Genomic DNA, 14,715 nt, shown 5'->3' with positions numbered 1-14,715 from the left:
TCCTAGCCGAAACTTGCCGACAATGTGCCCACTGTCATGGTCCAGCCATCTGCCAGCACAAAGATGACCAGTTTAAAGGGCAGCGAAATGATCAGTGGCGAAAGCATCATCATCCCCATGGCCATCAGCACACTGGCGACAACCAGGTCGATGATGAGAAACGGAATAAACAGCATGAAACCAATCTGAAAAGCTGTTTTCAGCTCGCTGATGACAAAGGCTGGCAGCACCACAGCAAAAGACAGATCTTCAGCTTTCTGATCCAAAGGCTCGTTCGCAATATGCAGCATTTGCTCCAGAGACGTTTGCTGGGTTTGTCTGAGCATGAAATCCTTGACGGGTTTTTCTGCCACAGAAAAAGCTTCCATTAACGTGATCTGGCCTGCGTCATAGGGCTTGAAGGCGTTTTCATACACATCGGTCCAGACCGGACGCATAATCAACAGGGTCAGTGCCAGCGCGATCCCCACCAAGACTCGGTTCGGTGGACTCTGCTGCAGACCGAGGGCCTGTCGCAGAATCGCCAGCACAATGATGATGCGGGTGAAGCTGGTCGCCATCAGCAGAAAAGCAGGCAGTAAACTCAGTGCAGTCATCAGGAGCAGTACCTGAAGTTTGACACTGTATTCCTGATTGGAGGTGCCGTCTGAAACTGTCATCAGAGTCAGGCCACCCGTATCAGCAGCGAATGCCGGGTGCGAAGAAAGTGTCAATATCAGAAAACCGGCTAAGCATAGCCCGCCGGCGCGGGCTAAAACACGACAGAGACTGCGGCGCATTATCAGGATTCCACGGTGTTGAGCGGTGAGTCCACGATATCGATCAGACGCAGGCCGTATTTGTCATTGACCACAACCACTTCAGCGTGGCCCATCAGGGAACCGTTGACTTTGACATCCAGCGGTTCGCCATTGAGTTTGTCCAGTTCGATGACACTGCCTTCGCCCGCTTTCATCAGTTCACCGAGAGAAACTTCGGTACTGGAGACTTCAAGCGTGACGGTGACAGGAATTTTCTTGAAGAAATTAATATCTCTGGACGGCACTTCATCGTAAGGGATGAACGGAGAGGCAGTGCCGGATTCCTGACTGGCTTCAACGTCATCATCCAGCTGATCCAGATCCAGATCATCAAAGTTCAGATCGTCTTCGCTGAATGCGTTTACGTCAGTCATCTCATTCAAATCGGTCATTTTGGGGTCCTGTGTAGTTTATTTGTCATTTAGAATCAGAACGAGTTGGCCATCTTTGTCGGCCACGCATCCGTTAAATAAATGCTCCTGGCCGATACGGACCGGAACATTGGTGAGCATATCGATGTTTAACACGTCGTCAGGACGTAGTTTCAGGACATCGTCTAAAGGCATTTTTTTCTGGCAAAGCGTGGCATGCAGGGTCACTGGGGTACTTTCCAGAACCTGCCGGAAACCTTCGTCCAGTCGATCATTGGTATGAATGGCCATGTCATCCATCAGGGACTGCAACATGGTTTCATCCAGATAAAGGGTGAAGTCAGCGGATTTTTTGCGGTAACTGACGGTAAAGGTTGCCAGCAGCCCAATGCCATAACGAAGCGCATCATCTGTCATTGTCCAGTGTTCACCCTCGGCAATCAGGGTACACAGGCGTTCAAGCAGACGTTGCTGCAAACGTAAGTCACTGGCAGTCAGTTTGTTCGAGGCATCACTGACATGGCTGCGATCGATATCGGCATTGTAGAACTTGTCCGATAGCGCCAGCAGCATATTGAGATCCAACTGAGCCTGCACCATGCCGCCAGACTGGTGACGAATCACAGAAGCGTGTTCATGATGATCGGCAAGCTGTCTGCTGGCCAACTGAATCTCTGACAGTCTGAAGCTCAGGTTTTTGTCTTTCACCCAGCGTTGCAGATCCTGAGTGATTGACGAATCTGCCTGCGAGAAGGTTTTTTGCAATGCTTCCCGAATGACATGGATAGGGCGCCCTAAATGTTCAACGTTCAACTTTGGGAAATGTTGAGCACTGTTTAACTCAATTTTTTTCATATGGCATATCCGTCAAAATTCATATGCAACAAATTCAGGTTGCGATTGTTATTTACTTCGAATTGGGTTTAACCACTATTAGTTCCGCTAAGTCTAGCCTGAGCTAATTCTTGTGTTTTAGTTATTGATTTTAAATTTGTGATGTTAGTCCACATGTTGATTATAACTTCATATACAGGGTTTTCTTATATATGAATTGATGAGACTTTTATGCCCACTTAAAATGACACGCTCTTTTTATAGGTTTGATCTTGCTCTCAAGTTGCTGTTTTTGAAGTGATATCAAGTTAAATAAAGCATTGGGAGCAATGTCATATTGGTGTCAATTTAGTGTCAGTGCTGCGTCAAATATAAATTGAATCAAGATCACCTTTGTCGAATTAAAGTGATTTTGAGCAAGGAAAATATATATAGAAATAAAAAAGCAATTTGGTTGTTTAATAATTATGGCTAAGTTGGTTTTACAGACATAAATGAATTTTTGGCGTCACCAAAAATCTGAGAAGGGTCAAATGTTAATTTCATTCAACAAGAAATACACATTCTTATTAATTGCTCTTGCGGCGGGTTCTGTTGAGGCAGAAGTTGTTTCTACGCCAATGGATCTTGTCGAATGGAAATACCGGGGCGGTACATTCCACTGCACCTTAAATCAGCAGGTGCAAAACTTTGGCAACGTCAGTTTTGTGGCTCACGCCGGTGAAGATCTGGTTCTGAAAGTGCAGCCCATGCGCCCAGTGGCTTTGTTCGACCGCGCTGGTTTATACCTTCAGGATGGCCCTTGGGTTGCGACACCAAAGCAGCAATCGCTGAGCCCGGGGAAGCAGGTGAATCCGACCGAAGTGAGATTTACTGGTGCGGTTGACGCTATGCTCGACGGCATGACGGCGGGTCAGTGGGCGAGAATAGCTTTAACGTACCAGAACACCAGCACACCCGTCGATCTGATGCTGTCCAGCGTCAATATGATGACGCCATTAGCAGAATTTAATGCATGTCGCTCCCGTTTGCCTGCAATGTCTTACCGACAGGCCAGAGATATGGTGTTCCAGTACGACATGGGACAGCGCACCGTATCCACGGAACAAAAGGAAACACTGATGAAGCTGGCGGCGTACATTCGCCTGGATAAATCGATCAGTAAAGTTCTCATTGACGGGCATAGCGACATTGTCGGTTCCAACCTTGGCAATATTCAGGTCTCGAAAGTCCGTGCAGATGATGTCGCGAGTTTTCTCCGTGAAGCCGGTGTAAAAGACAGCCTGATTCAGATCAGGGCGCATGGTGCCCGGTATCCGATTGCCAATAACAAGACAGCACAAGGCCAGGCATTAAACCGCAGGGTAACGGTGAGGGTGCTGCGTGCTGATAACAATGATAAAAGCAGGGTTCAGTAATGTTAATGAAAACAATTCAGCTCATTGAACCAGACAGGCAGCAAGCGCAGCAGGTGATACAAGTGCTGGAGCAGGCCGGCTATCAGGTGGATTATCTGACATCCGGCAAAGCCGGTTTGCAGTCTCACCGCGCAGCGATCACTTTAGTCAGCTCTGCATTGCCAGACATGGCTTTGACCGAATGGGTTCGCTTCAGCCAGACCGTTGCTGATCCGCAGCAGCGCCGGATTGCCATTGCGATTGTTGAACAGCATGAAGGCTTGCTGGCTGCTGAAGCGATGAAAGCGGGTGCAACAGACTATCTTCTGAAACCTTTTGAACCTGCACAGTTACTGAGTCTGATTGCCCGCGTTGAAGCCTTACAGAAACCCATGTCTGACATCGTGGCTGAATCCTGGCGTAGTAAGCAAATTCTGCAACTGGCACATCGTGCAGCCTGCACCCATGCCAGCGTGCTGATTACCGGTGAGTCTGGTACAGGGAAAGAAGTGCTGGCGCGTTACGTTCATCAACAGTCGCCGCGGAGCAAAATGCCTTTTGTCGCCGTGAATTGTGCCGCGATTCCTGAATCCATGCTCGAAGCTGTGCTGTTTGGTCATGTGAAAGGTGCCTTTACCGGTGCAACCAGCAGTCAGAGCGGTAAATTTGAAGAAGCGAACGGTGGCACGATTCTGCTGGATGAAATTGCAGAAATGTCCCCGGCGCTTCAGGCCAAGCTCCTGCGAGTGTTGCAGGAACGCGAAGTCGAACGGGTTGGCAGTCATAAAACGATCAAGCTGGATATCCGAGTGATTGCAGCAACCAATAAAGATCTGCGTCTGGCCGTTCAGGATGGGACTTTCCGGGAAGATCTTTACTACCGTCTGGATGTATTGCCGCTTCATTGGCCGCCATTGCGTGAACGTCCTGAAGATATTCTTCCGCTGGCAAACTTCTTTATTCGTAAATATCAGCAGGGCAGTGCCTGTCAGATGTCATCAGATGCACAGCAAATGATGTTGCAGTACCACTGGCCCGGCAATATCCGCGAATTGGAAAACATTATTCAGCGTGCACTGGTCATGCGGCACGGAGATTTCATCACAGCTCAGGATCTGATGTTGCCTGTCGACACCAGCAAGGTACAGGCCATTAAGCCTGAATTCATGCCGGTTGCGCCAGTCGCCATGGGCACTGAGCAGGGCCATATCGGCGCGAAAAAACAGGCTGAATTTCAGTATGTGCTTGATGTACTGAAGCAGCATGAAGGCAACAGAACCATGACAGCAAAAGCCTTGGGTGTGACCACCCGGGCATTACGATACAAATTAGCGGCAATGCGTGAGCAAGGCATTGATATTTCACAAATTGGCTCAGCAGCATAACGACGATTAGGAGACACACATGCTTGCGACGAATATGACGCAGACAACAACAGCCCAGCAACTCATGCTGGAAAAAATGCAGCTCATGCAAGCTCAGGCCGGGCAGGAAGTGGCTGTGAAAGCCAACCCATTGGATCAACAAGTCAAGCCGCTTTCTTTCTCTTCAGCCATGACTGAAGTGCTTGACCTGGTGAATGGTCATCAGGCCGCTGCAAGCGCAAAAATGACTGCGGTTGAAACCGGCAAAAGTGATGATCTGGTCGGGGCGATGATCGCCAGTCAGAAGGCCAGCCTGTCTTTCTCTGCACTGATGCAGGTGAGAAACAAGGTGGTCGGTGCGTTTGAAGATGTAATGAAGATGCCGGTGTAAGTTATGACCATGATTACTCAAGCAACGGCAGCTGAATTGACCGCATCTGACCGTTCTGAAAACTCTTTACTGAACCGGGCCAAACAGGCCTGGTACAGCAGTCAGCGAAATCTGGTGCTATCTGCGGCGTTGGCCGCTGTTGTCGCCGCCATTATTGTGGTCGCTTTGTGGACGTCTACACAAAGCTATCGTCCGCTCTACAGTCAGCAAGAGCGTTTTGATACCAGTGAAATTATTTCAGTACTTGAAGCTGAAGGGATTCCGTACCGTTTGCAGGAAACAAACGGCCAAGTGCTGGTCGAAGAAGGAAAAGTCGCTGAAGTGCGGATGTTGCTGGCGGCGAAAGGTGTCAAAGCCAAACTGCCAACCGGACTGGAGTCACTGCAAACCGATTCTTCTCTGGGAACCAGCCAGTTCATGGAAACGGCACGTTACCGCCACGGACTGGAAGGTGAGCTGGCACGAACCATTATTTCCATGAATGCTGTGAACAATGCTCGCGTTCATCTGGCGATTCCGCGTCAAACCCTGTTCGTTCGCCAGAATGGTGAAAAGCCAACCGCTTCTGTGATGGTTGAACTGAAGTCTGGTGAGGATCTCAAGCCGGAGCAGGTCGAAGCCATCGTGAATCTGGTGTCTGGCAGTGTGACCGGGATGACAGCCGATCAGGTGTCTGTCGTTGATCAGTTCGGTCGTTTGCTGAGTGCTGACATCGATTCTGAAACAAATGGCCGGATGAACACCAAATATCTGGAATATCAGAAAGATCTGGAGAAGCAAATTATCCAGCGTGCTTCTGACATGCTGACGCCATTACTGGGTCCAAGTAACTTCCGGATTCAGGTTGCTGCGGATCTGGATTTCAACCGGATTGAAGAAACTCGCGAAATGGTTGATAACAACCCGGTCGTGCGTTCTGAACATAGCATTGAAAATAACTCGATCGATAAAATTGCGCTGGGTGTACCGGGCTCGCTGAGCAATCAGCCGCCAACGGTTGAAGACGAAAACAAAACGGACTCGCCGAAAAATACCAGCGAGCGTTCTGAAGTGAATCGTCAGTATGCGCTTGGCAGCAGCGTACGTCATACCCAGTTCCAGCAGGGACAAATCAAAAAACTGAATGTTTCTGTGTTGCTGAACGACAAAGTGGCTCCGGATGAAAAGGCCTGGAATGAGGCTCAGAAGGCAGAAATCAGCCAGATGATTTCTGAAGCCGTGGGTCTGAATAATACGCGTGGCGACAGCCTGAGTCTGATGAGCTTTAACTTTAAGCCACTGAATATCGAAACCGTTGCCCCAATGCCTTGGTGGCAGGATACCGCGCTGCAACAACCGCTGCGTTACATCATCGGGGGTGTGTTAGGACTGGCAATGATCTTCTTTGTTCTGCGTCCGTTGATTCGCCACCTGACCGGAGTGGATAAAGCACGCCGCGAGATGGAAATTGCTAACCTGCCAGATGACATCCTGAGTAAAGAACTGGATGAGAAGGCACAGGAAAATGAGCTGAACCGTCGTCTGTCTGACCGAGGGTTAAGCCACACCACCAATGGTCTGGACGCTGATGCTGAAATGATGTTGCCGCCTTCTGGTTCGCCTCTGCACATCCAGCTGAAGCACCTGACCCTGATTGCCAGCGAAGAACCACAACGTGTTGCTGAAGTCCTCAAACAATGGGTGAATGGAAATGAGCAAAACCGAGACAACTAATCCGGCAGACATGCAAACGCTGAGCAGTGTAGACAAAACAGCACTGGTTCTGCTGGGTATGGGGGAGGACGCAGCCGCGCAGGTGCTGCGTTACTTCTCCCGCGAAGAAGTACAACGCGTCACCCGTTCTATGGCGAAACTGACCGGAATTAAAAGTGAAAACGCCAAGGTTGTGATTCAGTCGTTTTTTGATGACTTTCGGGCCCACAGTGGTATCCGCGGGGCATCGAAGGATTATCTGTCAAATACCCTGTCGAAAGCACTGGGCAATGATCTTGCCAAAGGCGTTCTGAACAGTATTTATGGCGATGAACTGCGCAACAACATGCAGCGTCTGCAATGGGTCGATACCGATGTGATTGCGAAGTTCATCAGTCAGGAACACCCGCAAATGCAGGCGATTTTCCTGGCCTACCTGCCACCGGAGACCTCTTCGGAAGTGTTGGCAAAACTGCCTTCGGAACAGCATGATGAGCTGATTTACCGGGTTGCACGACTGAGTGAAATTGATCATGAAATCGCGCAGGATCTGCACCAGTTGATTGATCGCTGTATCCAGCAAGTTTCTGGCGGACATGGCGCATCGGTGATGGGTGCGAAGCAGGCTGCCGATATTATTAACCGCTTTGAAGGTGATCGTGCTCAGTTGATGGAAATGCTGAAGCTGCACGACGAGAAGGTTGTCAGCGAGATCGAAGAGAATATGTTCGACTTCGTGATCCTTGCCCGTCAGCGCGAAGCGACCATGGATCGTCTGGTTCAGGAAATTCCAATGGACATGTGGGCAACGGCACTGAAAGGTGCAGATCTCAAGCTACAACTGGCGATCAAGCAGTCGATGCCGCAGCGTATGGCAAACTCGCTGGACGACGAAATGGCGATGCGTGGTGCCATGCCGCTTTCTCGTGTTGAACGAGCACGACAGGATATTATGCAGATCGTCCGTGAACTGGCGGATGCCGGTGAAATCGAGCTGAGTCTGTATCAGGAACAAACAGTGGAGTAAGGGATGCGTTCAGTTAAAGTGATGCGCCTGAATCCAGGCGAGTACCGTTCTCATCGTTTTCCCCCGATGGTGAAACCTGTGGTTCAAGGTTCCGATGATGCGTCTCAGGACTTAAATCATCAAGCCGAAGATCCGCAGTTTAACCCTCAGGAACATCAGGCTGCGTTGCAAAAGCGTCTGGAAGAAGGTTTCCAGCAGGGCCTGCAACACGGCCATGAAGAAGGTCTTCGTCAGGGGGTTGAGCAGGGACGTCAGCAAGGTTTCAATCTGGGCCAGCAGGATGGTTTTCAGCAGGGGTACGCCAAGGGCGAAAGCCAGGGGCGTGAAAAATACGAATCTGTGATTGCCCCTTTGCATACACTGCAGGCTCAGATTCAGCAATGGCAGGATGAGCGGGAGCATGCACAGCGTGAGCAAGTTTGTTCGCTGGTTCAGAAAGTAGCCCAGCAGGTGATTCGTGCTGAACTGACGCTGATGCCGCAGCAGATTCTGGCATTGGTGGATGAGACACTCGACAGTATGCCCGGAAACAGTGATAAGGTGGTGATTCATCTGAATCCGCAGGATCTGGAACGGATCAACAATCTGAATCCGACCTTGCATCCGAGCTGGAAACTGGTGGCTGATAAAGAAATGCCGATTGGCGGTGTACAGCTGGTAACCGATCAAGCAGAAGCCGATGCCAGCAGTGATGCGCGGCTGGAAGCCTGTATGGAAACGCTTCGTGAACACCTGCTGGAATCCACAACAGGTCCGCAAACGGCAACGGATGTGAAACCTGAGGAAACGGCTGCTGAAGCGCACGTGGAGGCAGTCAGTGAGTGACAGCGCATTTCATGAGCGTATGAATGATGCGATTGCGTCGATGTCATCGATTCCGATTGCCCGGGTCACCGGGCGGTTGGTGAAAGTTAACGGCCTGATGCTTCAGGCCGTTGGCTGTAAGTTCAGACTGGAACAACGCTGCCTGGTCGAAACCGATGATGGTGAAGCCATTGAAGCGCAGGTCGTCGGTTTTGATCGGGATGTCGCCTATCTGATGCCGGTGCGTCAGTTGGGCGGTTTGTATGCCGGTGCGAAAGTGATTCCGCTGGATGGCGACAGCACGGTGGCATTGGGTGAGCATTGGCTCGGCAGGGTTGTGAATGGCCTTGGCGAGCCTTTTGACGATCTGGGCCCGCTGAAAGGGGGCGAAAAAGTCTCACTCAATCCTCAGCCGATTAACCCGATGAAACGCCGGATGGTCGATACCCCCCTGGATGTTGGGATTCGTGCCATGAACGGGCTGCTGACGCTGGGTAAAGGTCAGCGCATTGGTCTGATGGCGGGCAGTGGTGTGGGGAAGAGCGTGCTGATGGGCATGATCACCAAAAACACCAAGGCCGATATTGTTGTGGTCGGACTGATTGGTGAACGGGGCCGTGAGGTGCGTGAGTTCATCGAACGAAACCTGGGTGAAGAGGGGATGAAGCGTGCGGTCGTGATAGCTGCACCGGCCGATGAATCGCCTTTGATGCGTTTGCGCGCGACCAAGCTTTGCCATCGCGTGGCAGAATATTTCCGGGATAAAGGAAAAGATGTTCTGCTCATGATGGATTCGCTCACCCGTTTTGCGATGGCGCAGCGTGAAATAGCCTTGTCACTGGGTGAACCACCGGCTTCCCGGGGTTATCCGCCTTCAGTGTTCGGCCAGTTGCCTCAACTCCTGGAACGTGCCGGTAACGGTGAACATCCGGACGGCAGTCTGACTGCGATTTATACCGTTCTGGCCGACGGGGATGATCAGCAGGATCCTGTGGTCGATTCTGCCCGGGCCATTTTGGATGGTCATGTGGTGCTTTCACGCGCTCTGGCGGAGCAGGGGCATTATCCGGCAATTGATATTAATGCATCGATCAGCCGCTGTATGAGCAGCTGTACCGAAAGTTCTCATGTGACGGTGGCAAACCGTTTCCGTCAGCTCAATGCGAACTATCTTCAGGTAAAAGAGCTGCTGCCGTTGGGGGGGTATCAGCCGGGGCAGGATCCAGAACTGGATCTTTCCGTACGGATGTTCCCGTTGCTGAAAGATTTTCTGGTCCAGCAGGTGGATGAAGTCACAGACTATCAGCAGTCGCTGGTTCGTCTGGCTGAATTATTTACCCAGACGCAACAAGGCTAACAGGAGCGGGTCATGAAAGGAAAACTGAAAGCCGTTAGCCAGCTACAGCAAATTGCAGAGCAGCAGCGTGACCGTCAGGGCCAGGATTTAGCCCGTCAGCAAGAGCAGGTTGGCTTTTTTGCCCAGCAACTGGAGGCGCTGGCGGATTTGAAGTCCGGCAGTCTTCCGCAAGGTGCTGGCGGGGTGAATCCGATCGCGTTGCAGAACACCACGCAGGTCAATGCCATGCTCAACCGTCTGATCACCCACCAGCAGCATGAAATGGCATTAATGCATGCGGAAAGTCAGCGCACCCAAAAAGCGCTGGAACAGACCCAGATCAAAGTGAAAGGGCTGGAAACCGTGATGGAACGCTGGAAAGCGAAACAACGCTATGAGCAGGCCAGAAAGGAACAAAAGTTCATTGAAGATCTGATCAACGCCCGTTACAAACGTCCCGCCATATAAAAAAGCGCCCGAGGGCGCTTTTTTATATGGGTTTCAGAGGACTGGGGTTGAACTGATTTGAGACGTTTTACCGAGAGAATCATGATTCTTTGCTGCTTCATTGGCAGCGTTGTTCCCCAGGGAATGTGTCGGATTGTTCGTGGCGACGTCAGCGCTACGGATAGATTCGAATAAGTAAACAGCGCCAGCCCCAGTTGCAGTGCCTTGACCGTTCACCAAAACATCCGCATTCGGGGCACCAATCGCGATGATATTTCCTTCGATGGCTGCTGCCATACCAAATGCCTCCTGACTTTCCGGAGAACTCAGCTTGCTCACTTGTTGCCAGGCGTGTTCATCACGTTCAAAGATGAATAACGCCGCACCTGACGCATAGTGATACGTGCCGATCAGAAGTTTGTTTTCCTGTAACGTTGTATGAAAACCAAAGCTTTGAGAAAACACGGGGACATCAGAGAAGACTTTTTCTTGCAGATACCAGTTGTTTCCTGTGCGTTTATAGATTGAAACCTCCCCCTGATCTGGTGTTTCAGATTCACTCGCGTAGGGGGCACCGATTGCGATTGTGTCGCCATGGATCGCAACACTATAGCCAAAAGAGTCACCTTGTGCGCCATTCTGATTGTCCAGGGATTGTTGCTCAACCCAAAGGCCGCCAGATAAAGTAAAGATCTCAGCATCTCCCAGATTGGTGTTGCTGCCGATAGAACCAATGACTGCAGTGTCACCACTGATGTCGATAGAAAATCCAAAATTGTCTGCTGTTCCTAAATCTTTCGGAAAGAGCTGCTGTTTCAGTACCCAACGATTTCCAGTCTGTTGGTAATAGCTGACCTGGCCATTTGTAAAATCGTGAGTGTCTTTTCCAGGGGAGCCCGTCAGGAGATTGCCTTGCCTGAGTGCCAGTGAAAACCCGAAATTTTCAAAAGAATGAGGATTGTCAGGAAGGATTCTATGTTGCTCGGTCCAGTGATGCTCTGAGCGGCTATAAAGATAAACGGCACCCACATTTGTGTCGTCGCCCAGATCTTCAAATGGGGCACCGACAGCAATCGTATCACCATCAATTTCAACCGCGTGGCCAAAGCCGCTGTATGCACTCGTATTCTCTGACGGTGTCAGTTTGGCCTGCTCTACCCAACTGACGCCATCATGAATAAAAACATAGACACTTTGACCACTTGACTGTCCTATGACCAGTGTATTGCCATCAATTGCTACAGCACTGCCAAATTCCCGGTACTCGGACGCATCGCTGGCGATGAGTTTTGCAGTGAGCACATGTTCGGTTGAGGTTATCTCTTTTGCGATCACAGGGGCAATGGTGAGCATGGATATCACGATAAATATCCGAGTACTTTGCTTCCAGATCATATTGAAACTGATTGGGTATCTCATTTTTCATCCATCCTGTTGATTGATATAAACAGAGCGGAATCACACTTTGTTAACATTGATCATGTCATCGTGAATGAAATATTCAGTAAGTGAAATCTGTTGGTCAATCCGTTGGTCTTCTTAGATGACGTATTCAACAAAGTCTGTTTCGCCCTGCTCAGAAAAGGTGGGTTTCAATAAGAGAAATCAGACTCTTAAAAACTGATGAATGTCACCCGTCTTTAGAAGGATAAGCTGACGATGCAAATCCTGTCTGCAAGAATAGCAGCGATTTTAAGCTGTCGTGAATGGATTGAGTCAAAGTCATGAAGTGAGTGAATCATTGTTCATCACATATGCAGAATGCTTTCTTTGATTCAAAAGCTTTAATTCTAAAATCTCTTTGATCGCTCTATTGTGATTTAAAATGAACGAAGGTTATGCTGATGAAAGAAAAGCGCTTTCGGCGCTTTTCTTTTTTTGATATTCAAGCTTTTTTAAGCTGCTTCTTTATAGAAGGCCAGTCCTGATGCCATCGCGACCAGTACAGAAGCGCAGGTTCTGTTCAGTGATTTCAGGCGGCTGACCGACAGATAGTTGGCAGCCTGAAAACCTGCTGTGGCGTAAACCAGCATCACGGCGATATCAATGACGATCGTGGCAATCGCAAAGAATACATACTGCATGAATACCGGCGCTGTTAAATCCAGAAACTGTGGCAGAAAAGCGCCGAAAAATAACAATCCTTTCGGATTAGAGAGGGCTGCAAACAAACTCCGCCGGAAGGCAATCACGGGTTGATGGGCTTGTGCCGCCTGTAATTTTTCGGCTGTAAAGGCAGTGACGGAAGGGGTGTTTTTCCATAACTGATAAGCCAGCCACAGCAGATAAGCAACGCCACAGTATTTGACGGTCAGAAAGAGTGTTTCTGAGGTGGCCATTAATGCGCCAAGTCCCAGCCCGACAGCGCTGATCAGAATGGCGTCTGAGAGGGCTGCACCCAAGATGCCATAGCATATGATTTTCTTGTTTTTAGTCACGCCGTTCGATAGGGACAACAACATGGTTGGCCCCGGAATGACAGTGACAGTAAAAGACGCGATGCAATATAAAAGTAGGGTGCTGAACATTCGACAAGGGCTCCTTCCCTGAAAATGATACGTTTTTGTCCGTTGTTGCCTGGGGTTCTAATCGTTGCATATGTATGGTGTGACCTCAACTCAGAAAAAATAATGATGCAGGAGAGGCGCGGGAGAAAAGATACGCGACGCGGGTACACAGCGCCGAAAAGTTTAATGACTGTAAAAAATTGGACGCCCTATTGATTTGCGACCTGAGTACCGTGAAGCTTGTTAAGCCTAAAACACAGTCTTCCCAAGCGGTACACAATAGCGCATATCCTGTTCCCATTAGGAACATTTTCACCACTATTTGTTTGCCCGGTATCTTTTGGTATCGGGTTTTTTTTTGCTCAGAACATAAAAAAGCACAGCGAAACCGCTGTGCTTTGAGATTTGGCTGAAGCAACTGAAATCAGGCGTTCGCCGTGGCATTCGCCAGTTTTTGCTGCAGCACCTGCGTTTTGACGGGTTTGGTCATGAACGCCAGCAGCACGGCAACCCCTAACATTGCGGAACACAGGGTATACGCCAGTGTATAAGTGCCGGTCATATCTACAGCGACAGCCGCAACAACAGGGCCGATGAAGCCACTGACGCCCCAGGCGGTGTACAGCACACCGTAGTTTGCACCGTAGTTTTTCAGGCCGTAGAAGTCAGCGGTAATCGACGGGAAAACGGCCAGTAGTGTGCCATAACCAACCCCGGCCACTGCTGCACCGACCATCAGGCTGAACTCGTTGTCGAATGTGGCAAACATCACCATATTGATGGCTTGCATCACAAAGGCAATCAGCAGGGTTTTCACACCGCCAATTTTATCTGAGAGCATGCCCGCAACGACTCGGCCACCTGAGTTAAAGACAGCCAGAATGACCACGAGAAAAGCGGCGTCAGACAAATCGGCCTGCGTGGCTGCGATTGAGGTGATGTTGCCGATAATCATCAGGCCGGCAGCCGAGGCAAACGCATACATGATCCACAGTGAGTAAAACTGTGGGGTTTGAATCATCACACGCCAGTTCACATCAACACTCGGTGTTTGCGCTGATTTGGCGGTGGTTGCAGCCGGCGCTGTTGGCTGAAAGCCTTCCGGTGGGTTGGTGATGGTGCAGGCCAGCGGCACCGCAACGATCAGCACTGCGACGCCAAGGATCAGGAAGCTCTGGTTGATCCCGAAGTCAGCAATCAAAGATGAAGTCAGCGGGGCCAGATAAACCGCGGCCAGACCAAAACCGGCAGCAATCAGACCATTGACCATGCCTTTTTTAGACGGGTGGAACCATTTCATTGCCGATGGGCTCAGGCAGGCATAGCCAAAACCAATGCCGCTACCTGTCAGGACCCCAAAGGTCAGCACCAGAAGCAGGGGACTGGTCGCAAGGCTTGAAATAATCATGCCCAGTGCAACCATGGTGGTGCCTAACAGCAGTACCTTGCGTGGTCCGAACTTGTCCTGAAGAATACCGGCCAGTAACAGAGACAGTGAAAAGGTAATAATGGCAACAGTATAGGGCAGGGAAGCATCCGCATTGGACCAACCCAGATCAACAACCAGCGCTTTCTTGAATACGCTCCAGGCATACAGGATGCCCATACACAGGTTAATACAAAAGCCAGCTAGCAAGATTTGCTTGGCACGATCGAATGTTTTCATACGCCTCTCTAACACCGGAACGGTATGGATCTGTTTTTTAAACTTTTCTTAATTTGAATCAAAAAAAGATGTATTTCTT

Annotated in this window: 14 protein-coding genes; 8 read left to right on the top strand and 6 right to left on the bottom strand. The window is 50.0% G+C overall.

The annotated features are described in order from the left end of the window. Window positions 1-2: 2 nt before the first annotated feature. From fliP to EA58_RS10770, 3 genes are read right to left on the bottom strand one after another with little or no spacing between them, the layout of a single operon-like run. Window positions 3-779: a flagellar type III secretion system pore protein FliP gene (gene fliP / locus EA58_RS10780; RefSeq protein WP_036752327.1), complete on the bottom strand. Its 777-nt coding sequence runs from the start codon at window positions 777-779 to the stop codon at window positions 3-5. 2 nt (window positions 780-781) lie between these two features. Then, complete coding sequence (fliN, locus tag EA58_RS10775) at window positions 782-1,183, bottom strand: flagellar motor switch protein FliN (RefSeq protein ID WP_412177945.1); 402 nt, start codon at window positions 1,181-1,183, stop codon at window positions 782-784. 27 nt (window positions 1,184-1,210) lie between these two features. Beyond that, window positions 1,211-2,026: a FliM/FliN family flagellar motor switch protein gene (locus EA58_RS10770; RefSeq protein ID WP_051642018.1), complete on the bottom strand. Its 816-nt coding sequence runs from the start codon at window positions 2,024-2,026 to the stop codon at window positions 1,211-1,213. A gap of 512 nt (window positions 2,027-2,538) precedes the next feature. Here EA58_RS10770 and EA58_RS10765 point away from each other — a divergent pair. The 8 genes from EA58_RS10765 to fliJ are packed head-to-tail and all read left to right on the top strand — an operon-like array spanning window position 2,539 to window position 10,484. Beyond that, window positions 2,539-3,423, top strand: coding sequence for a MotY family protein (locus EA58_RS10765; protein ID WP_036752324.1), 885 nt, complete (start codon window positions 2,539-2,541; stop codon window positions 3,421-3,423). Continuing rightward, window positions 3,423-4,787, top strand: a complete 1,365-nt coding sequence (locus EA58_RS10760; RefSeq protein WP_036752321.1) for a sigma-54-dependent transcriptional regulator — start codon at window positions 3,423-3,425, stop codon at window positions 4,785-4,787. The genes EA58_RS10765 and EA58_RS10760 overlap by 1 nt, the downstream gene beginning before the upstream one ends. A gap of 19 nt (window positions 4,788-4,806) precedes the next feature. Beyond that, the gene (gene fliE, locus EA58_RS10755; RefSeq protein WP_036752318.1) at window positions 4,807-5,157 is read left to right on the top strand and encodes a flagellar hook-basal body complex protein FliE; all 351 of its coding nucleotides are present in this window, start codon (window positions 4,807-4,809) and stop codon (window positions 5,155-5,157) included. Between the two features lie 3 nt (window positions 5,158-5,160). After that, window positions 5,161-6,870: a flagellar basal-body MS-ring/collar protein FliF gene (gene fliF, locus EA58_RS10750; RefSeq protein ID WP_152547990.1), complete on the top strand. Its 1,710-nt coding sequence runs from the start codon at window positions 5,161-5,163 to the stop codon at window positions 6,868-6,870. Continuing rightward, complete coding sequence (locus EA58_RS10745; protein WP_081819630.1) at window positions 6,848-7,876, top strand: flagellar motor switch protein FliG; 1,029 nt, start codon at window positions 6,848-6,850, stop codon at window positions 7,874-7,876. The genes fliF and EA58_RS10745 overlap by 23 nt, the downstream gene beginning before the upstream one ends. A gap of 3 nt (window positions 7,877-7,879) precedes the next feature. After that, window positions 7,880-8,701: a flagellar assembly protein FliH gene (gene fliH / locus EA58_RS10740; RefSeq protein WP_235199593.1), complete on the top strand. Its 822-nt coding sequence runs from the start codon at window positions 7,880-7,882 to the stop codon at window positions 8,699-8,701. A 19-nt stretch (window positions 8,702-8,720) separates the two neighbouring features. Further along, complete coding sequence (gene fliI / locus EA58_RS10735) at window positions 8,721-10,037, top strand: flagellar protein export ATPase FliI (RefSeq protein WP_051642031.1); 1,317 nt, start codon at window positions 8,721-8,723, stop codon at window positions 10,035-10,037. 12 nt (window positions 10,038-10,049) lie between these two features. Beyond that, the gene (gene fliJ / locus EA58_RS10730) at window positions 10,050-10,484 is read left to right on the top strand and encodes a flagellar export protein FliJ (RefSeq protein WP_036752309.1); all 435 of its coding nucleotides are present in this window, start codon (window positions 10,050-10,052) and stop codon (window positions 10,482-10,484) included. Between the two features lie 33 nt (window positions 10,485-10,517). Here the strand turns inward: fliJ and EA58_RS10725 are convergent, their stop codons facing one another. From EA58_RS10725 to EA58_RS10715, 3 genes are all read right to left on the bottom strand, one after another. Then, complete coding sequence (locus tag EA58_RS10725) at window positions 10,518-11,882, bottom strand: FG-GAP repeat protein (RefSeq protein ID WP_081819623.1); 1,365 nt, start codon at window positions 11,880-11,882, stop codon at window positions 10,518-10,520. A 476-nt stretch (window positions 11,883-12,358) separates the two neighbouring features. Continuing rightward, window positions 12,359-12,991 carry a LysE family translocator gene (locus EA58_RS10720; protein WP_036752301.1) on the bottom strand — a complete coding sequence of 211 codons (633 nt, stop codon included), beginning with the start codon at window positions 12,989-12,991 and terminating at the stop codon, window positions 12,359-12,361. Window positions 12,992-13,394: 403 nt separating this feature from the next. Continuing rightward, entirely contained in the window at window positions 13,395-14,636 is a 1,242-nt protein-coding gene (locus tag EA58_RS10715) for an L-lactate MFS transporter (protein WP_036752298.1), read from the bottom strand. Window positions 14,637-14,715: the final 79 nt, after the last annotated feature.

Source organism: Photobacterium galatheae, assembly GCF_000695255.1.
Taxonomy (GTDB): Bacteria; Pseudomonadota; Gammaproteobacteria; order Enterobacterales; family Vibrionaceae; genus Photobacterium; species Photobacterium galatheae.
Note: the sequence above shows the minus strand (reverse complement) of the source record. Positions and strands in the feature narration are given on the sequence as shown.